Below are 22,845 nucleotides of genomic sequence, written 5' to 3'. Positions count from 1 at the left end.
CACCTGTTATTGACTATTAAACATTGGTCGATTCATCCATAATAGCGAGGTTAACTGTAAATGTACTGCCTTTTCCTATATTACTGCTCACTCTAATCGTTCCTTTATGGGTTTCAACAATCCATTTCGCGATGGAAAGCCCTAATCCATGACCACCCATTTGGCGGGCTCGAGATTTATCAGCACGATAGAATCTTTCAAATATAAAGGGAAGGTCCTTGGCATCAATTCCGAGGCCATTATCCTGTACATTAATAACCAACAAATTTCCTTCCTGTGAAAGATACAACTTAACATTCCCTCCATTTGGAGTGTATTTAATCGCATTATCTAAAAGAATATATAATAGCTGTGATAATCTTTGCGAGTCTCCGATAACAGGTAAAACAACTGGGGCATTCAAGTTAAGCGAGATCTCCTTTGAATCAGCCAAAGGGCGTATAGACTCAACTGTCTTTTCCCCTAGTTGGCCAAAATCGAATCTTTCAGTTTTTAGCTCAATTGTATTTGAATCTGAACGGGCTAGTGTTAATAGATCGCTCACTAGGTTCGTCATTCTTTTTACTTCTTGTCTCATGTTCGAAAAAAGTTTCCCTACAAAATCTTCCTTTTGTGGCTCAATCGTCATTTCCATCGCATCAATAGAGGATAACAAAACACTTAATGGTGTTCGCAGCTCGTGGGAGGCGTCACCGACAAATTCACGCTGTCTTGTAAATGCCGCACTGATGGGAACCATGGCTCTTTTTGACATGACAAAGCTAATATATAAAGCTACCCCAAAAAACACAATACCGATTGCGGTTAAAATGATTAACAGCCAATATAATAACTGATAGACAAAGGATATGTCTTTCCCAATATAAAGCTGTCCAATATATTGATTTTTAACATAGATCGGCTCACTAGCAATGAGAAGACGGATATCGTGCGGTTCCTCACGCGGACGAAATTCCCCTTTTCCCCCTTGATTATGATTTCTCCCCAATTGAATGGTTTGTTTCATAATCTGTTGATTTGCAGAGAGTTTTTTCTTTACCAGGCCAAATAATTCTTGATGTACCCGGGGATCCGCTTCGTTGCCCAAAATAATTTGTCCCTGCGAATTGACAATATAGTAAAAAAATTGATTGGCTCCGGCAAAAACAACCTCTTGATCCTGCACTTCTTGGAGGCTACTCCGTGCATTTTTCAATAAATAGCTCTCCATAAATGTTGCTTCTTGATCGGCTAAAGATCGAAGTTCTCGTTCCTGATTGTTTAAAATGACAACATAAAGGACGGAGTAAACAATGACCATAAAAAGAATAAGAAATAACATAAGAATCCCACTATACAACCGGGTCAAACGGCCTTGGGTATTTTTAAAAACATCCTTCTCCCCCAAGTTTGAAATGGTTCGAAAGAATAAGCCTAGCTTATTGTTCAAGTCGGTACCCCACCCCTCTAACGCTTTGAAGCAAATCTTGTTTTCCAACAAATCCTAGTTTTTTTCGGATTAATTTCACGGTTGCATCAATTGTCTTGGAAGCAACCTCTGAATCCCCTCCCCAAATACGATCAAGAATAATTTCCCTTGGCAATACTTGACCCTTATTCTGGATAAACAAATCCAAAAGCTGAAATTCCCTAGGACTTAATTGGATGGTCACCTCTCCACAACGTACACTGTGGCTCATTCGATTTAGAATCAAACCATGTACCTTGATTTCCTTTTCTATAATTGGGGCATAGTTTCGGCGGCTTACCGCACGTAAACGGGCCAATAGCTCATCTATTTCAAATGGTTTTACAAGATAATCATCTGCACCGGAATCCAAACCTTCAATCCGATCCTGGACAGCATCTTTAGCCGTTAACATAAGGATGGCTCCCGCGTATCCTTGTTTTCTTAATCGACTGCAGATTTCCACTCCAGTCCCATTTGGCATCATCCAATCCATGATGATGACATCATAGTGGGCAGAAGTCGCATAATAATAAGCATCTTCTCCCTCCATCACCCATTCAACATTGTAACTGCCCTTCTTTTTTAGCATATATACAATTAACTCCCCGAGACGTACATCATCTTCTGCTAATAAAATATTCATGGGAAAGCGCTCCTTCAAAATTCTAGTCTCGTTGATGACTAACTTAAAAAATTATTAAAAATATAAAAGCCACCATAAAGTGATTGCCCTAGTAGAATGAACCCTAGGACCAATAGGGAGAGCTTTTTTCCTTTTGAAAATAAAGATTTTTTTGCGAGTGTATCATCGTTTAGAACACTCCTTGTGAAGACTTGGATGGCATTCAGAATGGAGTGTGAAAAAACAACGGAGGTTAGAAAAATACTAATATGCACGAAAGCAATCTCATAGCTGAAAAAGATTGGGATGATTAGCAACGAAACGAATGAAACGGCCCAAATCACACCAAAAATATTACGAATCCATAATAACAGAGAAAGGAGTAGCGTACCAATAAATAGATAAACCACCAAACGATAGTTTCCTTTCGCCACTAAATAATATAAACCTATGGATGCTAGTAAGGCACCAGTATTTCCTAGATAAGAAAGGAGGGTATCCTTGAAAAAGGAATGAGGAGGGCTGGTCGTTACCCCAGTTCCATCTTTATACAGCTTGATTTTGTTGGTCCTATGCCCTTCTAGGCATACCCGGATCATTTTGTTTAACAGGGTGTGACAATGTGATAGATACACCCTAACAAATGGAAGTCGACTTCCCACCAAAGAGATAACAAAATAGATAAGAATAAGCATCTTAATGTTCATGATTAAACCCCTTTTAATACGATAGGATAAAAGGAAGCACCAAACTTCTGGGATGCTTCCTTTCAATTGCAGCTATCAATTAGATTCCTACTTTTTCACCCTTAAGCTTTTCAAGTTCCGAATTTACTTCTTCATCACTGATCGAATTTTGGTTCCCTATAGGTAACTGGACTAAAGGAGCAGAAAATTGGTTTCCGGCCTGTACCTCTGCCTCCATCATTAAGATGTGATCTTCTGCTCGGGCAATACCTCTAGCAATTGAGTCCGTTTGAAAGGAAACCGTTGCTTTCTGAATTTGTTTAATCGACTGTGCCACATTGGCCCTTGAAGCTAAAAGGATTTTCTTTTGTTGCAATTGATAAAACGTTTCTTTTAACTGCTCTAATTTTTCCAAAAGGATTTGTGTTTGCTTTTGAATAGACTCATATTGTTCTTGGTAAAGGCCTAATTGCTTTTCATTAGTAAGTTTTTCTTGGATAGCCAATTTAGCCATTGCCTCTTCACCCTGCTCAAGAGCAAGCTTTGCCTGGCGTGTTCTTTTTTCTACTAATGCTTTCGTTTCAGAAATAAGGGTCTCATGTTTCTTTTCAACAAATATTTGTCTGGCTAATGCTTTTTGCCCTTTTTCAATTTCTAGCTCCATTTCTCTGGAATATTCATTGAGCATCGCAATCGGGTTTTCGATTCCATCCAATAATCCATTAATTTCAGCCATTGTTAACGTTTTAATTCTTCTAAAAATCCCCATATTATTCAGTCTCCTTTTTATTGGTCACATTTTTTTCCCATTGATCTAAGATGCTTGCATTTTGTGAAATGATCGGTGTTTGTGTGCTGACAATACTTGTGTCAATAAACTGGTTCATAGAAGTTGCTTTTGCTCTTTTTCTCAACCATCTTACTAAAAGAACTAGAACAACTAGTCCAATCAGAAGTGCCAACCAGGGGAAACTTTCTCCATGAAAAGAACCGTTCATTAACTGGTGGTGGCCGCCAAACCCGCCATGTTGACCAAAACCACTTGCTTTGTCCATTCCGGCTTGTCCCATTCCAGCTTGTCCATGGCCGAGTCCTCGCTGCCCGCCTGCAAATTCTCGGTGGCCATCAAAAAGACCGTGAACTAAATTAAACACAAAAATCACTGCAGCAAAGATTACACCCCAAAGTAAAACTTTTTTCTTTTTCATATCTTTTTCCTCCTTTCATTAGTTGATAGTTAGAAGTTTATAAGAGAATGGTGAAAACTTGGTGAAAAGAAAATAGGATTTTCCCGTGATAAAAAAAACGGACAAAAGCGCGAGGCCTCTGATATACTGGCGTTTTTTTTATCCCTGAGAGTTCGGGAACTAGTCTCTTATTTTTAGGCTCTGTTAAACTAGAATGTTGATTTCCGTTCCAGGCACTCGCGCACCTTAGGGGCGGGCGGTGAGCCTCCTCGGCGCTTAAGCGGCCTGTGGGGTCTCACCTGTTCCACTGCTCCCGCAGGAGTCTTCGCGCCTTCCACTCCAATCACATTGTGCAATAAATCAACATTGAGCTTTAACACAGCCTATTTTTTAAAAATTATAAATCCCTAAAATTTTACAAGAAAAATTTGGTGGAATACTAATCAGGCTCCTCATTAGTGATATAAACTACAATGAACGATATATATTCTTATAAGAAGGTGATACATTTTGGGGATAGCATGGGTCTTCAAAGGTTTAGAAACTTAGGGAGAAATTCTTTTTAGAGCAAGGCTCAGTTACCGCCTTCCCTCCACAGGCATTACCCTGCTTCAACAGTACTATGCAGTAATCTGACTCCCTAAGGCATTAGACCTCCTCACTTTGTTATCGCTTGTTAGTCTTACTTTCTCTGGGTAAAGAGCACTTAGGGTCTCCCACGTTGACGCATCATAACTGTGTCTAGCATGCCATGGTCACTGACCCCGGGGAAGCTACTATATTCTCGCATAACGACTAAAGTAGTGTTGTTTTCTACTCGGTTCAAAGTATCAACCTTCCCGATTGGGATTCCGAGGCTCAATCCCTTCAACTTTCGCTTTCGGCCTACTAGCTTGCTGTCTACGCTTAACAACACCGGTTACCCTGTGTTGTCCAAGACTCGCTATGAGTGATTTGCTAAATCTTTCTCAGTGGGAGTCCCACCCACTATATGATGCGCCCTTCGTGGCGCACGAACCGTCCCCATGTTTCTGCTACAAATATGAAAAACAATGCGGTTAAGACATTAGAAAAACGAATGAAAGACCACCTTGTAGACTGATTTTTTTTGTCAATATAGTTAATATATAGAACAAAGAAGTCCTGAAACTATTTAATATCAATAGATTCAGGACTTCTTGTTAAATGTAGTTTGTGGGTTTCACTTTTGTCCTTTTGGGGATAATCGCCACGGCAACCTCCTCCTATGCTCTCACGAACATACGACTTCCCCGCATACGGTTTTCCAACTAATCCAATTCAGACGTGAAGGACAGTAAAACAATATGAAGATGTGAGTTAGGTAAAGTTTATTACCGGTTTAAAATATATTTCTGACATTCATTTGGTCAAGCTCATTTTATATTGCCCTTTATTTAAAACTACTTAAAAAAATATATAAGAGATAAAAGCAACTCCCATTAAAAGAGAAAGGGCTAATTTTCCCCAGTTAATAAGAATTGATTCGACATTTTTTAAGGTTTGGCTAGTTACAAAAAAACATATGAAAAATATAATAATAATGATAAATCTAAAATTTGAAAGCTTTAATGAATCAAATAAATAACTTCCTAAATATTGATTATTAGGTATCTTAATACTGAGTAATATACAGACAAGCATGATTAATCCTGATGTTACTCCTACCGTTTTTTTTATATTATCCATGGTATGATCATCCTTTATAGCTTATTATTGGATAGCTCATAATTCAGTTTCTTTTATCTTCCCATTCTCCAATAAAAAACATCTTGTAGCTATTTGTTTGCAAATTTCTGGAAGGTGAGAAACGAAAATTATTAGTGAACCTTTTTTTGCCTTATTTATTAGTATATTCATTGCGTTTTTTTGAGCGTCACTATCAAGGGACGAGAATGGTTCATCTAATAAAATAATAGATGATGATTTACGCGCAAAAAAAGCAGACCAATATAATTTATGTCGCATTCCTAAAGAGTATTCTTGAACAAGTTGTTTTAATGCGGTTTTCATATTAAATTTTTCTATCATTTTAAAGAAAAAGCTATTAAAATCCTCATGAGAGATATTGAATAATTGTTGTATAAACCTTGCATTTTCTTCTCCAGTTAAATAATCAAATAGATATGGTTCAGAAGGTATGTAAATTACATTAGACAATAACTCCTCCCTATTAATAATCAATTTCCCATCAAGATAAATTTCAATTTCCGTATCAATAAGTTGTGCGATAATGCGAAGTAATGTGCTTTTTCCTGAGCCATTAGATCCTTTTAGCCAAATGATGTCTCCATGATTGGCTGTAAAAGAAATGTTTCTTAATAAATCCTGATCCTTTTCATAGTTAAACTGTAAATCTTTTATTTCTAGCACAACAACACTCCTCAATAAGAAAGTCCAAATTTAGTTTCTAAAATTCCTGCAATAAACAGCAAAATAATCATTAATAAAGGCGGCAAAATAATTTCCAATTTAACAATTTTTGGAGACACTTTTCTTTTTTTAATAGCGGTGATTAAAAAACTCCAAAGCATAAATGGGTAAAGACATGCTATTAGTACCGCAGGTATTTCAAAAATACCATGTGGAAGAAATGCTGTAAAAATAGCCTGAGTCATGTTATTTTGAATAATCATTTCAATGACTATTCCTATCATTACTCCATTTGTGATTAAAATTATTAAGCTTCCAATTCCATAGGTTAAAAATCCTACTAAGACCATAATAAGACATTGTTTCATATTATGGGAAAAGTAATAAAACCAATGATTATCTGGTGGATTAGGTGGTAACGGCACCTTATGACTTTGAAAAACGGCCCCCCACAAACAAGAAAAAAAGAAAACTAACAATATAAGAATTAGTTTTCGAGAATATTTAGACCAAATAGATTCATAATGCATTTCGGTTTTAATATTTTTCATGCTTTATATACCATCTTTTTTTTATATTTTTTATTTACGAAAAAATACCAACTAAATACTCCTAAAGCAATCAGAAATAGAAAGGAGTCATATAATAGTGATAACCCCAAACTGTCTTTAATAAAGACTGCAATAAAAAACAAAAGAAATAGAACTCCACTAATCGCTCTTTTTGGAATAGTAAAAAAATATTGTAATGTTTTTGATTCATAAGTATCCATACGAATCATAAATATATTTGCGTAATCAAAACGACTGCATAACTGCAACCAATAAGTACTGACGAGAACATTCACAAAAAACAACAACCAAACACCAACAATACCTATAATAAATTCAATAATAGATCCATTTATTACCAATGCTCCCAGTATAAGCATAATGGTAGTTACAATTTGTACAGGTGACAACAAAATATAAATTAACTTTCTTTTACTGCTCATATATTGTTGAATATTCAAATGGGGAGACAATTTAGTTAATTCTATTTGTCTTAACTCACTTGAAGGATGAAGTATTGGATAATTCATTAGCCATATCCCAATAGTCTGTGATACAACGAACCAAGATACAAACCAAAATGCAATTATGAAACTAGAATAGGAATTTAAACTTCCAATAAGAAAAATTGAAAATCCTATTATTGGAGATATGGCCGGTGGCATAAACAGAAACATTTTTTGTGGTATATTGCATGTGATAATAGTTCTTTCCAGCACGACTAAATCTCTATGTATCCATGGATTATTATGGTAAATCCGTCTACTTAACCATTGATAAAATTTAAAGAATGCGTTTTGAGAAGTTAATAAAATAAATGGGTTCCTTTTGGAAATAAAGTTTATCTTAGGTGACTGAAAAATAAAATAATAAACATATATACCTATATATATCAGAATAAATATACCGATTATGTAATAGGACCATTCAGAATGAGACCACTTAGTCCAAATATTTTTGATAAATTCAAATCTGATAACAAAAATATGCTTTACAGTATTTGAAAAATACTGTAGTGATTTTACCAAGCCTTGTTGATAAATATTGTTTGCAATAGGCTTTTCTATTAATGGAAGGAGCAATATTTTACTTAATATCCATATTAAGCATGAGGAAAGAATTAATTTTATGAAATAAATTACTTCACTTTGTATTGTATTTTCAACTTTCATTTCCCAGGTATTTAATACTAGATTTTTCAATTTTGAAATATAAATAAATGAGACTAACAATATCCAAACTAATGTCAATAAAATTCCAGTCATAAGATTAGGTGATATTTGGAAAAGTACAAATATAGCTATTATTTCAAGCGATAATTCATGTAACCAAAACATTAGCAACTCAGAAATCAAAGCGAAATTCAGTAGTTGATTTCGGTTATAAAGCGATTGCCATAGCAAGTCATTTAATGGATTGCTGCTTACTCTAGAAAAATGTTGTCGCGCTGTTGTACTTGGAAGCAAAAAATTAAATAGTAATACCCCAAAAACAATAAAATTTCTTACAGTAATATTTGTAATGCTTTCAAAAAAAAATGCGAATAATAAAAGTAGCATATTCTGAGATAGTAATGAAAATATCCAACTTAATGAAGCAGGAAGTTTTATTCCTAGTTTATTTTTCAATTGCTCTGTTATTCCTGCAAAGTCTTGACGCATTTGGTCGAGAACGATGGTTTTTAATATAAAGCTATAAGAATTCATAATTGTTATGGCCTCCGTTGAACACTATAAAAACCGTAAATTTTAAAACATAGGTAATAGAAGAGAAAAAATCTCTTCTATTACCTATTAAGCTAGCAAAATAATTACCAAACTATCGCTTGAGCTTTTAAATTGTTTGCAATTTTCTTCTTAATGTAAATAATAGCAAAATCAATTGCAGCAGCAGTCGGAGCTAGTCCACCAGCTGAGAGTATTGCCATAATTGTAGATACCGCAATCGCTGCATACCCTACAGCATCAACAACATTAACAATTTGTGTTGCCAGCGTCTTACCAACACCAAAAAATCCCATAGCTTCTAACATTCCAAAATCCTCCTTGAATCCAATTTTTGTCTAATATTTAGACTATTTGTCTTTTTTTGACAATTCTCATTATACAATACTTAAAATGTTAATTCAATCAAAAAAATGTAAAAAATGGTAATAATGTTATTTATATGGGAATGCGATCGTGTTTCTATCATAAATATTAACTTAAATAATAATTACCAAAATTATCGTTTCAATTCACTATTTTCCGGTATGAAATTCATCCATCTATTTAGAAATATCCGCCATTATCGAGCCAATTAAATAATTCTTTGCTGTTTTCAAGAATTTTATGCTGAACATATACTTTTTGGTCAGTTTCGCGAGACCATGCCGTATCTAATTTAGTGATGACCCCATCTTTTTGATATTGTTCTATTTCTGCTTGGTAAAGGAAATCGGATGCAGCATGCTGGTCTCCAAAAAACAACCATGTTCTTCCTGCTGCTTTCGTTACAGCCCGTTCTTCAATAAAAGAACGGAATGGAGCAATACCTGTCCCTGGACCAACCATTATGATGTCTGAATCACTTGACTCTGGTAAATGAAAGTGCTTATTTGGCTGAACAAATACTGGGAGGGTATCTCCTGCTTGAATACGTTCTGCAACTGACACAGAACAAACCCCTTTTCGTAAACGGCCGTGCGCTGTATATCTTACAGCACCGATTGTTAGATGCACTTCACCTGGGTGAGCACTTACGCTGCTTGCAATCGAATAAAGGCGTGGCGTCATTCTTCTTAGCACAGAAACAAATTCTTGAGCAGAAGCCTTCCATGGACCAAAATCTTGTATCATATCTAGTAAATCCCGTCTAGAGCAATATTCTTTTAACTGGCTTGCGTTTTCTACTAACAAAAGCTTATGTAGCTCTTCATTTTCTGTTAATTCTGCAGCCTGCTGCAATAGCTTTTTCGATAACAAAGTAATTTCAAAATAGGCTGTTAACGCTTCGCTTAATGGAAGTGTTTCGCCCCTTGCTTATTAATCGTCACTTCCAATTCTGGATTCCAATTCATTTCTTTAATTAGAGAAGATACGAGTTCCAGATCATTTTTAGGATTAATGCCAAGGGCATCACCTGGCACATAGGAAAGTCCTGATCCTTCTAATGAAAACTCGATATGAATCGTTTCTTTACTAGAACTAGCTCCATTTAAGTTAACATTTTTTAAAACTTTCACATGGAATGGATTTGTTCTTGAATATGGTGCTACAGTATTTTTGTCATCCGCTATAGTTTGTTGCAATCTTTTCACCTCAAAAAAGTATTCTATTAAACTCACAATTTTTTACAGTAAACGCATACATACTATTGTATATTAGCCTTGCAAATAATACATCAGTCAAATTTGATATTTTTTCCCTTTGAAAAAATGAATCTGTCTTAGGCCGTCAACTCCGCTTGTTTAAAATTTAGGAGCTGATTGTTTAATACAAATGGTTCTAAATAATTTTCTAGTTAGTGATATTTGCTTAGATATAATAATTCCATCCTCATGATCATTTAGCTGTTTTACCTTAACCCTGAACAAGGTATAATATTCAAATGTTTTATATTTTCCCGATCCAAGTAAGCCAAATTTAGACTCTACGTGCTATCTCCATCAAGGTCTCAATAGATCTATAAAAAAAAACAACCAAAAAACCGCACGAGTGAAAAATCACTGTGCGGTTAAATATGTAATGGTCTTGTAGGATTTGTTCCACTGGTATTTTAAATTCAGTACAAGTGAAATACAAAGATTACAATTCAGAGTTTAATTAGGCAGATAATTCTGGAAAACGTTTGTCTAGTTCGAAGAAAAGCTTTTTATATTCAACAATACATAATTCTCCAAGTATATAACTTTTTTTAATATAATTATGTAACTCAGTAACATGTAATGGATTCTGTTTTTTCTCTGACATAAAACGTTGTATTAAATCTTCTAATAACATAGAAATCAGCCCCTCTTCCTAATCCTATACGATTTTACTACTATAAAAAGTATAACACGTGATATTTGTCACACCTAGTTTTTTAAAAATTCAAACTTACGACAGTTTTCTACAATAATTTCATTTATTTTTGTCATAATGAAAATGAACTTCAAACTTTTATGATTTATAGAACCTCTTGATGGGATTAAAAACAAAACTTTGCTTAAACTACCACAAGGTAAATACCCCCCTGACCTCAACCATATCAACATGAGAATGTTTAATTATTAGGCAATATTGTGTTATAGTCACCAATATTCACCAGCAGCTTTAAAGCTTACCTATTTTTTTCAATACTGCAAAAAATTTTATCCTACTTTTTTTTTTGTGTTTATTTCAAGAGTAATGTAATCACTCCCATACAAGAAGTCAATAGTAAAAATTATCCAAGGAAAACAAATTGATAGAAATTTATAGCTGCCATTATGTGTGTTTTGTACTAACGAAAGTCAATTATCTCATGCCAATACACGAAAATGATTTAAGACAAAGATACAAAGAAGAATACATTCGTTGTTAAAAGCAAAAACTCGCCGCAAAACGGCGAGTCTTCTTCATTAATTTTTTCTACCGTCTCTGCCTAATTCGATTCTGCTAAATCTAAATATTCTTGGAGTGTGCAGTTAGCTTTTGATAGGCATATTCAACTTGTTTTTCTGTAGGAGGCTGAATATGTTCTAATGGATACTTTAGCCCAAGGGCTTTCCACTTGTATACACCAAGTTTATGATAAGGTAGAATTTCAATCTTTTCGACATTTTCCAATGTCCCAATGAATTCACCAAGCTTTTCGAGGTCTTCCTCGTCATCTGTAATTGTTGGAACAAGGACATGACGTACCCAAATTGGTACTTTTCGGTCAGATAAAAATCTTGCAAATTCTTTAATATGTTCATTTGTCATTCCAGTTAATTTAATGTGCTTTTCTCGGTTGATATGTTTTAAATCGAGTAAGACGAGATCTGTATATTGTAATAGTTCCTCCAATTGCTCAAGATAAACTTCTGAATGGTGAAAGGAGCCTCCGGAAGAATCAATAGTTGTGTGAATCCCTTTCTTTTTGCATTCTTTAAACAATTCAATGAGAAAAGGAAGCTGCAACAAAGGTTCACCGCCGCTTACGGTAATGCCTCCGCCAGAAGCTTGAATAAAAGGGAGATAGCTTATCAAATCATCCATGATTTCAGAAACGGACATCTGTTTGCCCGCGCCAATCTCCCATGTATCCGCATTATGGCAAAACTGGCAGCGCAAAAGGCAACCTTGTGTAAATACAACATAACGTATCCCTGGTCCGTCGACTGTCCCTAGTGTTTCAATGGAATGAATATTTCCAAGCAAGCTTATGTCCCCTTTCATTTTTAAGCAGGAGCTACACTAAAAAGGGGAGCCCCAATGTTTTCATTACAATGATTCGTGGAATGTCCGATTTATGACATCAAGTTGCTGTTCTTTTGTTAACTTAATAAAGTTTACTGCATAACCGGAAACCCGAATTGTTAATTGTGGATATTGTTCTGGATGTTCCATTGCATCCATTAATGTCTCTCTGTTCAAGACATTTACATTAAGGTGGTGTCCAGTTATATTTGTATATCCATCTAAAATGGATACTAGGTTGCGGATTTGTGCTCCTTCTTCTTTACCTAATGCTTTTGGGACGATTGAGAAGGTGTTTGAAATCCCATCCATTGCTTCGCTATATGGAAGTTTAGCGACCGATGCGAGGGAAGCTAAAGTACCTTTTATATCACGGCCATGCATCGGATTTGCTCCAGGCGCAAATGGTTCGCCAGCACGACGCTGATCAGGTGTGTTGCCTGTTTTCTTACCATAAACAACATTAGATGTGATAGTTAAAACGGATAAGGTATGAACTGAATTACGATAAGTTGCATGGTTGCGCAGCTTTTGCATGAACGTCTCCACGACTTCAACAGCTATGCTGTCAACACGTTCATCATTGTTACCGTATTTAGGATAATCACCGGTAGTTACAAAGTCTACCGCTAACCCATTTTCATCACGAATAACCTTAACCTCACCATATTTAATAGCACTTAAGGAGTCAGCTACCACACTCAAGCCTGCAATACCTGTTGCCATGGTGCGAAGAATTTTCGTATCATGCAGAGCCATTTCAATTCTTTCATAGCTGTACTTATCATGCATATAGTGGATGATATTTAAGGTGTTAATGTATAGTCCTGCAAGCCACTCCATTATTTGATCAAACCGCTGCATTACTTCTTCATAATTTAATACTTCTGAAGTGATTGGCTGATACGAAGGTCCAACTTGAATTTTCAACTTTTCATCTACACCGCCGTTTATGGAGTAAAGCAGGGCTTTTGCCAGGTTTGTACGTGCACCAAAGAATTGCATTTGCTTTCCAATTTCCATTGCAGATACACAGCAGGCAATACCGTAATCATCACCGTACTCAGGGCGCATAATGTTATCATTTTCATATTGAATGGAGCTGGTATTAATCGACATTTTGGCACAATACTGTTTAAAGTTTTCAGAAAGCCGTGGTGACCATAAAACGGTTAAATTCGGTTCTGGTGCCGGACCTAAATTATCAAGTGTATGAAGGAAACGGAAAGAGTTTTTCGTAACCAGTGAACGTCCATCCTGAGCCATACCTCCAATTGATTCAGTTACCCAAGTAGGGTCACCGCTGAATAATTCATTATAATCAGGTGTACGGGCGAATTTCACCATTCGGAGCTTCATAATAAAGTGGTCAACGATTTCCTGTACTTCAGATTCAGTCAAAGCGCCATTTTGCAGATCTCTTTCGATATAAATGTCAAGGAAAGTAGATACACGTCCAAGGCTCATCGCTGCACCGTTTTGTTCTTTAATGGCTGCAAGATAGGCAAGATATAGCCATTGGAATGCTTCTTGTGCATTTTGAGCAGGTCGTGATAGGTCAAATCCGTAACTGGTTCCAAGTTGTTTAAGTTCATTAAGTGCTCGATATTGCTCTGAAAGTTCTTCACGTAAACGGATGTTATCTTCCGCCATTATATTACTTGTATTATTAAAGTCCTTTTGTTTTTCTTTTATTAAGAAATTCACACCATATAAAGCGACACGTCGATAATCCCCAATGATTCGTCCACGGCCATAGGCATCGGGTAATCCGGTAATAATCCCTGCTTTACGTGCAAGCAGCATTTCTTTTGTATAGGCATCAAATACACCTTGATTGTGTGTTTTGCGATACTCAGTAAAGATTTTTTCAACTTCAGGGCTTAACTCAAAGCCATATGATTCACAAGCAGCTTTAGCCATCCGAATTCCGCCAAAAGGCTGCATCGATCGTTTAAAAGGTTTATCTGTTTGAACTCCCACTACTTTTTCAAGTTCTTTATCCAAATACCCAGGACCATGTGAGGTAATGGTGGAAACGATTTCGGTGTCCATATCAAGGATGCCGCCTTTTTCCTGTTCCTGTTTGGTCAATTCCATCACTTGGGTCCATAATTTATTTGTTGCTTCTGTAGCTGGTGCTAAGAAAGTATCATTTCCTTCATATGGAGAGTAATTCTTCAAAATGAAATCACGAACGTTTACCTTTTTTGTCCATGGGCCTTTTTTGAATCCTTCCCATTGTTCCATCTTCACTCACCTCTAATGGAGATTTAAGAAAAACGGAGCCGCTTTAAGCTCCGTTCGATTGTCAACTGCTCCTTTATTTAAACGCCTTTAAAAGCATTCAAATATACTTCCTCGATTTCTTTTACAAGTGGCATTTTGGGGTTCGCCGTTGTACATTGATCTTCGAAAGCCCTGTCTGCCAAATATGAAACCCTCTCTTTAAACTCTTCTTCACTAACTCCTTGTGCTGCAATGCTCATTTCAATCTTTAATTCTTTCGCTAAGTTTACAACCGCTGTAACGAGGCTTTCGACCCCTTCTTCAGTGGTTGAGGCTTTTAATCCTAACATGCGTGCTATTTCGGCATATCGTTGGTCGGCGATAAAGTATTCATATCTAGGGAATGCTGTAAATTTAGTTGGCTTTTTAGAATTAAATCGGATGACATGCGGCAATAATATAGCATTCGCACGACCATGTGGAATATGGAACTCGGCACCGATTTTATGCGCTAAACTATGATTAATTCCTAAGAACGCATTTGCAAATGCCATTCCTGCAATCGCCGATGCATTATGCATTTTTTCACGAGCCTCCAAATCATTGCCATTACTGTATGCTCTTGGTAAATAATTAAATACCAATTTAATCGCTTGTAAAGCAAGTCCGTCGGTATAATCGTTAGCTAAAACACTTACATATGCTTCAATGGCATGAGTTAAAACGTCCATACCGGTATCTGCTGTAATACTTTTCGGAACTGTTGTGACAAACTGAGGGTCAATAATCGCTACATCAGGTGTCAACTCATAATCCGCTAACGGATATTTAATATTGTTGGCTTTATCCGTAATTACTGTAAATGGAGTTACTTCCGAACCAGTCCCTGAAGTGGTCGGAATGGCTACAAATTGTGCTTTACGACCCAATTCAGGGTATTTGTATGCCCGTTTTCGAATATCTAGGAATTTTAGTTTTGGACCCTCTAATGTCGTATCAGGATATTCAAAGAACAACCACATACCTTTTGCAGCGTCCATTGCTGAGCCTCCGCCAAATGCAATAATGGTATCCGGCTCAAATGCCCTCATGCGCTCGGCGCCTTTCATGACAGTTATATCTGATGGATCTGGTTCAACATCAGAGAAGATTTCAATTATTACTCTTTCACTTCGTTTTTCTAAATGATATTTAATGACATCTACATAGCCAAGTTTAACCATCGCCGGATCCGTTACGATAAAAACTTTGTTTATATTATCCATTTTTTCTAAATACTGAGTGGAATATCGTTCAAAATAAATTTTTGGTGGAAGTTTTACCCATTGCATATTGTTGTTTCTTCTCCCCAACTTTTTGAAATTTAATAAATGAACAGAAGTGACGTTTGCGGATACCGAGTTTTTCCCATATGAACCACAGCCTAATGTCAGTGAAGGGATGAATGCGTTGTATAAATCACCGATTCCTCCATGCGTAGAAGGTGAATTCAGAATAACACGGTAAGCCCTTACCCGCAGTCCAAATTCTTTTTGAATCTCATCATCACTACTATGAATGACGGCAGAATGTCCTAGTCCGCCAAATTCCAGGATTTTTTGACAGGTGTCGAACCCTTCATCTTTTCCTTTCACTTTAATTGCGGCTAATACTGGACTTAATTTTTCCCTTGTTAAAGGTTCTCCAACTCGCTCATATTCCACAATGAGGATCTTGGTATCTTCTGGTACGTTCACACCCGCAGAAGATGCAATTTCATAAGCGGATTTACCAACAATGTCGGCATTTACAGCACAAGTGTTTTCATTGATGACAAGACCTTCTAATTTCTTCTTCTCTTCCGGTGTAGCGAAATAACAATTATTCTCAATAAATTCCTTTTTCACTTCATCGTATATTTCTTCATCAACCACAATTGTTTGCTCGGATGCACAAATCATTCCATTGTCAAATGTTTTGGATATGATTACATCATTAACGGTACGCTTAATTTTAGCCGTTTTTTCAATATAGCAAGGAACATTACCAGGTCCAACACCTAAAGCTGGTTTTCCTGTGCTATAAGCGGATTTAACCATGCCTGCACCGCCTGTTGCTAAAACAAGAGCAACTCCATCATGATTCATAAGGCTCTTTGTAGCCTCTAATGAAGGAACTTCAATCCATTGTATACAGTTTTCTGGAGCACCCGCTTTTACTGCAGCTTCTAAAAGAATCCTTGCAGCTTCTCTACTACATTTTTGTGCAGAGGGATGAAAGGCAAAGATAATCGGATTTCTGGTTTTAATCGAAATAATGGATTTAAACATAGTGGTTGATGTAGGATTCGTCGTTGGCGTTACACCTGCAACTACACCGACCGGCTCGGCTATTTCAATGATGCCTGTTTGTTTATCTTCACTTATGACGCCGACTGTTTTATTATCTTTGATGGAATTCCAAATGTATTCTGTTGCAAAAATATTTTTTATAATTTTGTCTTCATAAACACCGCGGCCAGTTTCCTCTACCGCCATTTTTGCGAGCCGCATATGTTCACTTAAACCAGCTAAAACCATTGCATGAACAATTTTATTTATTTGCTCTTGATTAAAGCTTTCAAATTCTTTTAACGCTTTTTGTCCTTTTGCAACTAAGTCATTTATTGTTTCAGAAGCAGTTTGTGCATCTTTTACTGTTTTCTCTGGAACTGCCATGATAAAGATCCTCCTAAGATGTCTGTTTCAAAACCCTTATGTTATTAAAAAGTATCAACGAACCTGATGAACCAGATTCAACAATTAACATAATGTCCCTAAAAGTGGTCAATATAAACAAGTCTACTTTCTTATATTACTTAGAATGAAACTTTTTATTAGTTGTTTGCACTATAAAATACTGGATAATTTAGAAATAGACCCTAGGACGATTAGTAATAATGGATAACCCCCGTTGTCACAACGTGAGCAGTTAAAAAATGAAAAATCATAACCCCCACCCCTTTCTATGTAGATTTGTTACCATAACTCCACATAAAGAAAACTCGCCGATTGGCGAGCCCCTTAGGGTGAAGACAGAGGTGTAGTTGCGCTAATGCAACATAGGAAAGTATAAATTTTGGTTTAAAAAATTTATACTTTCCTATTAGCCAAAAAAGACCCTTTCTCCGAAGAGTAATGGGTCTTTGAATAAGGCTGTTTTCGTAAACTTTGTTCCTATTTACCAAAAGAGAAGTGTGGTTGATCTCCGCTCCAGGATGCTCGCTTCCCGCGGGGCGGGCGGTGAGCATCCTCGGCGCTTGAGCGCCTGTGGGGTCTCACCTGTCCCGTTGCTCCCGCAGGAGTCTCGCACCTTCCACTCCAATCAACTTCATAATCAACGGTTTGCTTTCCACAAAACCTATTAGAAAAGAGCCTTGAATTAAAGCATACCTTGTTCCAAATACTGCAAGGAATAGTATTTAAAATAAAGTAATGGCTCATCACTTGTTTGATAAAGCTCAAACAAAAAAATCAATACTGTTATAGATTAATAAACATCCCGTTGGTAACGTCCTTGCTTTTTCAAATCATTTAAATAAGCTTCAGCTTCTTCTTGAGACATCGAACCTTCTTTTGCAATCACCTCGATAAGCGTGTTGTGGACATCTTTAGCCATACGTTCCTTATCTCCACAAATATAGAAGTATCCTCCATTTTCGAGGGAACTAAATAATTCTTTGCTATTTTCAAGAATTTTATGCTGAACATATACTTTTTGGTCAGTATCGCGAGACCATGCCGTATCTAATTTAGTGATGACCCCATCTTTTTGATATTGTTCTATTTCTTCTTGGTAAAGGAAATCGGACGCAGCATGCTGGTCTCCAAAAAACAACCATGTTTTTCCTGCTGCTTTCGTTACAGCCCGTTCTTCAATAAAAGAACGGAATGGAGCAATACCTGTCCCTGGACCAACCATTATGATGTCTGAATCACTTGATTCTGGTAAATGAAAGTGCTTATTTGGCTGAACAAATACTGGGAGGGAATCTCCTGGTTGAATACGTTCTGCAACTGACACAGAACAAACCCCTTTTCGTAAACGGCCGTGCGATGAATATCTTACTGCACCAATTGTTAGATGCACTTCACCCGGGTGAGCACTTATGCTGCTTGCAATCGAATAAAGGCGTGGCGTCATTTTTCTTAGCATAGAAACAATTTCTTGAGCAGAAGCCTTCCATGGACCAAAATCTTGTATCATATCTAGTAAATCTCGCCCAGTGCAATATTCTTTTAACTGGCTTGCGTTTTCTACTAACAAAAGCTTATGTAGCTCTTCATTTTCTGTTAATTCTGCAGCCTGCTGCAATAGCTTTTTCGATAACAAAGTAATTTCAAAATAGGTTGTTAACGCTTCCCTTAATGGTAGTGTTTCGCCTTGCTTATTAATCGTCACTTCCAATTCGGGATTCCAATTCAATTCTTTAATTAGGGAAGCCACGAGTTCCGGATCATTTTTAGGAATAATGCCAAGGGCATCACCTGGCACATAGGAAAGTCCTGATCCTTCTAATGAAAACTCGATATGAATCGTTTCTTTACTAGAACTAGCTCCATTTAAGTTAACATTTTTTAAAACTTTCGCGTGGAATGGATTTGTTCTTGAATATGGTGCTGCAGTATTTTTGTCATTTGCTATAGTTTGTTGCATTCTTTTCACCCCAAAAAAGTATTCTATTAAACTCACAAAATTTTTTTACAGTAAACGCATACATTCTATTGTATATTAGCCTTGCAAATAATACATCAGTCAATTTTGATATTTTTTTATTTTTTTCTAGGCTCTGTTAAACTAGAATGTTGATTTCCGCTCCAGTCGCTTCGCTTTCCACTCCAATCAGCATTATTCAAAAATAACATTGAGCTCTAACACAGCATTTTAAAAAAAAATGAATCTGTCTCAGGCCGTCAACTCCGCTTGTTTTAAATTAAGCAGATGATTGTTAAATACAAATGGTTTTCCTTATTCTCTATGCAGTAAACACATCTTTGACAATTTCGCCGTCTTTTAAATTCAATACCCTTGATCCATAAGAGGCTGCTTCCTTTGAATGGGTGACTTGAATGATGGTTTTTCCATATTCGCTATTGATCGTTTTAAATAATTTCATTATTTCTGTTCCTGATTTAGAATCCAGATTACCTATTGGCTCATCGGCAAATATGATTTCAGGATTGAACAATAAGGCCCTCGCTATCGCCACTTTTTGCTGTTGCCCTCCTGAAAGCTCTCTTGGAGTATGCTTTTGTCTTGAACTCATACCGATAACATCAAGGATTTTCTTAAGTTCGTTTTCGTAAACTTTAGGCTTTTTTCCGTCTAATAGGATTGGAAGAAGGATATTATCCTCGACATTTAGATTTGGGACTAAATTATAAAACTGAAAAACAAAGCCCATCTCTGTTCTTCGCATTTTACTTTTCTCTTTTTCTTTCATGTTTGCATAATCTTTTCCATCCAGCAGAACATGACCGCTAGTAGGATTGTCCAGTCCTCCTAATAAATAGAGCAAGGTTGATTTTCCACATCCCGATGGTCCCATTATGGATAAAAACTCGCCCTTATCAATTGAAAAATTTAAATTTTTCAGGACCTCCACAGATTCTATTCCCATTTTAAAAGATTTATATAAATGATTTACCTCTATTGCTGCCACCAATTTAAATCCCCCCTTTTATTCATACTTTAATTCTTGTACTATCTGAAGCTTCTTACTCTTAAATAATGTTGATAAAGAGGTAAGGATCATCAAAGCCATCACCGCAATAACGATTGTCCCGATTGATTCATAAGGATATCTTATCTCAAGATCGATTGTTAAAAATTTGAAGACATCTTCAAGGCAAAAGTTTATTCCCAATGCAGCCAATAAGGCTATGAGTGTTCCGATTAACGCTTGGAATACACTTTCCAGTAAGATCATGTAGCCTCTTCCACCCCTACTGAGTCCAGCGGAGCTTATAACCGCAATATCTTTTTTCCTTTGGATAAAGCTGATCGAAACATTTCCAATAATTCCAAAGGCACCGATTACCATCGTAATATAAGAGAAGATTCCCAGAACATTGGTCATTATCTTATTGTTATCTTTATTGGTTTTTGCCATTTCAGCTTTTGTAATAATACTGACACCTAACCCTTTCAGTTTCTTTTCGAGAGTCTTTTTCGCTTGTTTTGCTGGAACCTTTGTCGAAATAAAATACTGACTAGAATATTTAACATCAAAATGTTTTAAAGCAGCCTGTGTGGATATAAGATTATAGTTGCCGTTATCCATCATTTTGGCATTAAAGATAGATAACACCTTAAAGGTTTCCTTCTTATCATCTGTTGAAAGAGTGATGGTATCTCCTTGTTTTATGCTATATCTTAAAGACATTTGCTTTGAAATAATAATTCCATCCTCATGACTTTTAAGCTCATCTAACTGTTTTACCTTATCCTTGAACACGGTATAATTTTCAAATGTTTTATATTTTTCCGGATCCAAATAAGCCAAATTTAGACTCTTCGTTGTATCTCCATCTAAGTTCGCCATAATCATCCCATTTGCATGAATCGTATCTGCATCTTTGTATCCATTAACGATTTCATCAATATTCTTTGAAAAATTGGAATTACCACTGACCATCACATCAAAGTTCATTCCATCATAAGCACCTTGTACGACTTCCGTTATCGAAACACTTAATGAAGTGATCATCACGATGGCAATAACTGAAACTACAATGAGTCTAATATTGTTGATCAGCACCCTAGATGTCCTAACATTGTTAAAAGAAATCATCGATAATCCGCTGACATTTCTTAGAGCTCGAACAAGGGGATAACATATGATGTCTACTAATTTAGGGATGACCACAATAATGCCGATAAAACCAATAAATATTGCTGGCAACGAAGTGACATAATTGAATTTTGGCCCTAAAAAATGAAGGATGATGGTTATAACAATAAACACCATTCCTACTATAAAACTTTTTATCGTTATCTTATTTGAAGTGCTTATAGTATTTAAGATGACATCCTTAACCGGAAGCTTTCTTATTGATAAGATTGGAATTAATGTAGATGCTACGGACAATACCACTGCAAATAGAAAACCGATTACGAAATAAGGTATATATAATTCCGTTGTAGCTTCCACGCCATACTCTTTTAATGGATTCGCAAAATAGGATATCAGAAACGTAAGACCCGCTCCGATTAAATCACCAATTATTCCTCCTATTACCCCATAAGCCAGACTTTCTCTCAGTAATATTTTGATTATTCCACCTTTAGTAGCCCCTTGGCTTAAAAATACTCCTATTACGGATAATCTTTCAATGATGATCAGTTTAAAGGAACTATATATGATAAAAGTAGTCATTAACAGAACGATGCCCAGCATGAAGAATAAAGGCATCCGAATCATATTTAATTGTTGTTCTAACGATTTTTCATCATAGGTTTGAGATGCAACGATGTTATTTTCCTTATGTCCGTCATTGAAATTTTTTATCCAGGCACTTAGATTTTTACTGTTTACAGAAGCTAACATCACACTATATTTATTGTTAACTCCATAGATGGAAAAAATATTTTCCTGTGGAGTGACAAAAGAGTATTGCTTTTCCGTTTCACCAAAAAACAAACCTTTATTGGTGGAAATTCCAACGATTTTGTAGCGAGCTTCCTTGCCTAAAATCGTTAATGTTAATTCATCCCCTAGCTTAACATTTAGCTTTTTACTAGCATTTTGGGAAATAATTAACTTTCTATCTGTAAAGGGCTCTAGATCCCCTTTTTTTATTAATCGCATTGTACCAAAATGGCTAAAATCAGAAAGGGTTGTTCCTGCTATTCTAAACTCCTTTTCATGATGACTACTTAAGTAGCCTCCAAAATCTATTTCCTTAAAGCTTTTCTTAATATCTGAATCTTTCACGCTGTTTGGGTCTAATAAAGGGACATCTAATTTCTTACTTGGTGTTATTTGGATGTTAAATTCGCCTAAATTTCCTTTCACTTGTGCCGACATTGTACTAAGCAATGCCTTTATCGAACCTAAAGAGGCAACTAATAGTGCAGCACTAATGGCGATAGAAATTAAAAGAAGCAGAGTTCTTCCTTTTTTCTCCGTCATGGACTTGAATAAATACCGACTAAAAACATTCATACTCAAACTCCTTCTTTCTTTTATTGTAAAGCCACACAATTTTTCATTGCAGTAATTTTTTAATTTATCTTTTACTTCCAAACAGAGTCACTATCAAAAATAAACGTTTCATCATTACCGTCTCTCTGTCTCACAAACTATT

Annotated in this window: 17 protein-coding genes and 1 pseudogene; all 18 read right to left on the bottom strand. The window is 36.1% G+C overall.

Annotation, left to right across the window (positions count from 1 at the left end; translation table 11 throughout):
* Positions 1–16: 16 nt before the first annotated feature.
* A complete protein-coding gene (locus B1NLA3E_RS07635) occupies positions 17–1,429 on the bottom strand; it encodes a sensor histidine kinase (RefSeq protein ID WP_015593262.1) in 1,413 nt (470 codons plus the stop codon).
* Positions 1,419–2,093 (bottom strand): response regulator transcription factor, encoded by a 675-nt coding sequence (locus tag B1NLA3E_RS07630; protein WP_015593261.1) that lies wholly within the window; start codon positions 2,091–2,093, stop codon positions 1,419–1,421. Before B1NLA3E_RS07630 ends, B1NLA3E_RS07635 begins: the two co-directional genes overlap by 11 nt.
* Positions 2,094–2,131: 38 nt before the next feature.
* Entirely contained in the window at positions 2,132–2,779 is a 648-nt protein-coding gene (locus tag B1NLA3E_RS07625) for a M50 family metallopeptidase (RefSeq protein WP_015593260.1), read from the bottom strand.
* 79 nt (positions 2,780–2,858) lie between these two features.
* Positions 2,859–3,527: a PspA/IM30 family protein gene (locus tag B1NLA3E_RS07620; protein WP_015593259.1), complete on the bottom strand. Its 669-nt coding sequence runs from the start codon at positions 3,525–3,527 to the stop codon at positions 2,859–2,861.
* 1 nt (position 3,528) lies between these two features.
* Positions 3,529–3,966, bottom strand: coding sequence for a hypothetical protein (locus tag B1NLA3E_RS07615; protein ID WP_015593258.1), 438 nt, complete (start codon positions 3,964–3,966; stop codon positions 3,529–3,531).
* Between the two features lie 1,404 nt (positions 3,967–5,370).
* A complete protein-coding gene (locus B1NLA3E_RS07610) occupies positions 5,371–5,652 on the bottom strand; it encodes a hypothetical protein (protein WP_041580380.1) in 282 nt (93 codons plus the stop codon).
* A 36-nt stretch (positions 5,653–5,688) separates the two neighbouring features.
* A complete protein-coding gene (locus tag B1NLA3E_RS07605; RefSeq protein ID WP_015593257.1) occupies positions 5,689–6,336 on the bottom strand; it encodes an ATP-binding cassette domain-containing protein in 648 nt (215 codons plus the stop codon).
* 11 nt (positions 6,337–6,347) lie between these two features.
* On the bottom strand, positions 6,348–6,887 hold the full coding sequence (locus tag B1NLA3E_RS07600; protein WP_015593256.1) for a stage II sporulation protein M: 540 nt from the start codon (positions 6,885–6,887) through the stop codon (positions 6,348–6,350).
* Positions 6,884–8,593, bottom strand: a complete 1,710-nt coding sequence (locus tag B1NLA3E_RS07595) for a hypothetical protein (protein WP_015593255.1) — start codon at positions 8,591–8,593, stop codon at positions 6,884–6,886. Before B1NLA3E_RS07595 ends, B1NLA3E_RS07600 begins: the two co-directional genes overlap by 4 nt.
* A 104-nt stretch (positions 8,594–8,697) precedes the next feature.
* Complete coding sequence (locus B1NLA3E_RS07590) at positions 8,698–8,919, bottom strand: uberolysin/carnocyclin family circular bacteriocin (RefSeq protein WP_015593254.1); 222 nt, start codon at positions 8,917–8,919, stop codon at positions 8,698–8,700.
* A 250-nt stretch (positions 8,920–9,169) separates the two neighbouring features.
* Positions 9,170–10,134: pseudogene (locus B1NLA3E_RS07585) on the bottom strand (diflavin oxidoreductase); the annotation flags it as partial.
* Between the two features lie 556 nt (positions 10,135–10,690).
* Positions 10,691–10,867 carry a YppF family protein gene (yppF, locus tag B1NLA3E_RS23765; RefSeq protein ID WP_083935062.1) on the bottom strand — a complete coding sequence of 59 codons (177 nt, stop codon included), beginning with the start codon at positions 10,865–10,867 and terminating at the stop codon, positions 10,691–10,693.
* Between the two features lie 642 nt (positions 10,868–11,509).
* The gene (pflA, locus tag B1NLA3E_RS07580; RefSeq protein ID WP_041580379.1) at positions 11,510–12,250 is read right to left on the bottom strand and encodes a pyruvate formate-lyase-activating protein; all 741 of its coding nucleotides are present in this window, start codon (positions 12,248–12,250) and stop codon (positions 11,510–11,512) included.
* 63 nt (positions 12,251–12,313) lie between these two features.
* A complete protein-coding gene (pflB, locus tag B1NLA3E_RS07575) occupies positions 12,314–14,539 on the bottom strand; it encodes a formate C-acetyltransferase (protein ID WP_015593252.1) in 2,226 nt (741 codons plus the stop codon).
* A gap of 77 nt (positions 14,540–14,616) precedes the next feature.
* Positions 14,617–17,214 (bottom strand): bifunctional acetaldehyde-CoA/alcohol dehydrogenase, encoded by a 2,598-nt coding sequence (gene adhE / locus B1NLA3E_RS07570; protein ID WP_015593251.1) that lies wholly within the window; start codon positions 17,212–17,214, stop codon positions 14,617–14,619.
* An 811-nt stretch (positions 17,215–18,025) separates the two neighbouring features.
* On the bottom strand, positions 18,026–19,192 hold the full coding sequence (locus B1NLA3E_RS07560; RefSeq protein WP_051120131.1) for a sulfite reductase subunit alpha: 1,167 nt from the start codon (positions 19,190–19,192) through the stop codon (positions 18,026–18,028).
* A 319-nt stretch (positions 19,193–19,511) separates the two neighbouring features.
* Positions 19,512–20,198 carry an ABC transporter ATP-binding protein gene (locus B1NLA3E_RS07555; RefSeq protein ID WP_015593248.1) on the bottom strand — a complete coding sequence of 229 codons (687 nt, stop codon included), beginning with the start codon at positions 20,196–20,198 and terminating at the stop codon, positions 19,512–19,514.
* Positions 20,199–20,216: 18 nt separating this feature from the next.
* The gene (locus B1NLA3E_RS07550) at positions 20,217–22,703 is read right to left on the bottom strand and encodes an ABC transporter permease (RefSeq protein WP_015593247.1); all 2,487 of its coding nucleotides are present in this window, start codon (positions 22,701–22,703) and stop codon (positions 20,217–20,219) included.
* Positions 22,704–22,845 lie beyond the last annotated feature (142 nt).

It is taken from the genome of Bacillus sp. 1NLA3E (assembly GCF_000242895.2).
In the GTDB taxonomy this organism is placed as follows: domain Bacteria; phylum Bacillota; class Bacilli; order Bacillales; family Cytobacillaceae; genus Bacillus_BU.
The sequence above is the reverse complement of the archived record's forward strand: the minus strand, read 5'-3'. Positions and strand labels throughout refer to the sequence as shown.

Bases quoted from the DNA above. Each gene is read 5' to 3' on its own strand.
- B1NLA3E_RS07630 (WP_015593261.1), bottom strand. From the start codon at position 2,093: ATGAATATTTTATTAGCAGAAGATGATGTACGTCTCGGGGAGTTAATT.
- B1NLA3E_RS07625 (WP_015593260.1), bottom strand. From the start codon at position 2,779: ATGAACATTAAGATGCTTATTCTTATCTATTTTGTTATCTCTTTGGTG.
- B1NLA3E_RS07620 (WP_015593259.1), bottom strand. From the start codon at position 3,527: ATGGGGATTTTTAGAAGAATTAAAACGTTAACAATGGCTGAAATTAAT.
- B1NLA3E_RS07615 (WP_015593258.1), bottom strand. From the start codon at position 3,966: ATGAAAAAGAAAAAAGTTTTACTTTGGGGTGTAATCTTTGCTGCAGTG.
- B1NLA3E_RS07610 (WP_041580380.1), bottom strand. From the start codon at position 5,652: ATGGATAATATAAAAAAAACGGTAGGAGTAACATCAGGATTAATCATG.
- B1NLA3E_RS07600 (WP_015593256.1), bottom strand. From the start codon at position 6,887: ATGAAAAATATTAAAACCGAAATGCATTATGAATCTATTTGGTCTAAA.
- B1NLA3E_RS07595 (WP_015593255.1), bottom strand. From the start codon at position 8,593: ATGAATTCTTATAGCTTTATATTAAAAACCATCGTTCTCGACCAAATG.
- B1NLA3E_RS07590 (WP_015593254.1), bottom strand. From the start codon at position 8,919: ATGTTAGAAGCTATGGGATTTTTTGGTGTTGGTAAGACGCTGGCAACA.
- yppF (WP_083935062.1), bottom strand. From the start codon at position 10,867: ATGTTATTAGAAGATTTAATACAACGTTTTATGTCAGAGAAAAAACAG.
- pflB (WP_015593252.1), bottom strand. From the start codon at position 14,539: ATGGAACAATGGGAAGGATTCAAAAAAGGCCCATGGACAAAAAAGGTA.
- adhE (WP_015593251.1), bottom strand. From the start codon at position 17,214: ATGGCAGTTCCAGAGAAAACAGTAAAAGATGCACAAACTGCTTCTGAA.
- B1NLA3E_RS07560 (WP_051120131.1), bottom strand. From the start codon at position 19,192: ATGCAACAAACTATAGCAAATGACAAAAATACTGCAGCACCATATTCA.
- B1NLA3E_RS07550 (WP_015593247.1), bottom strand. From the start codon at position 22,703: ATGAATGTTTTTAGTCGGTATTTATTCAAGTCCATGACGGAGAAAAAA.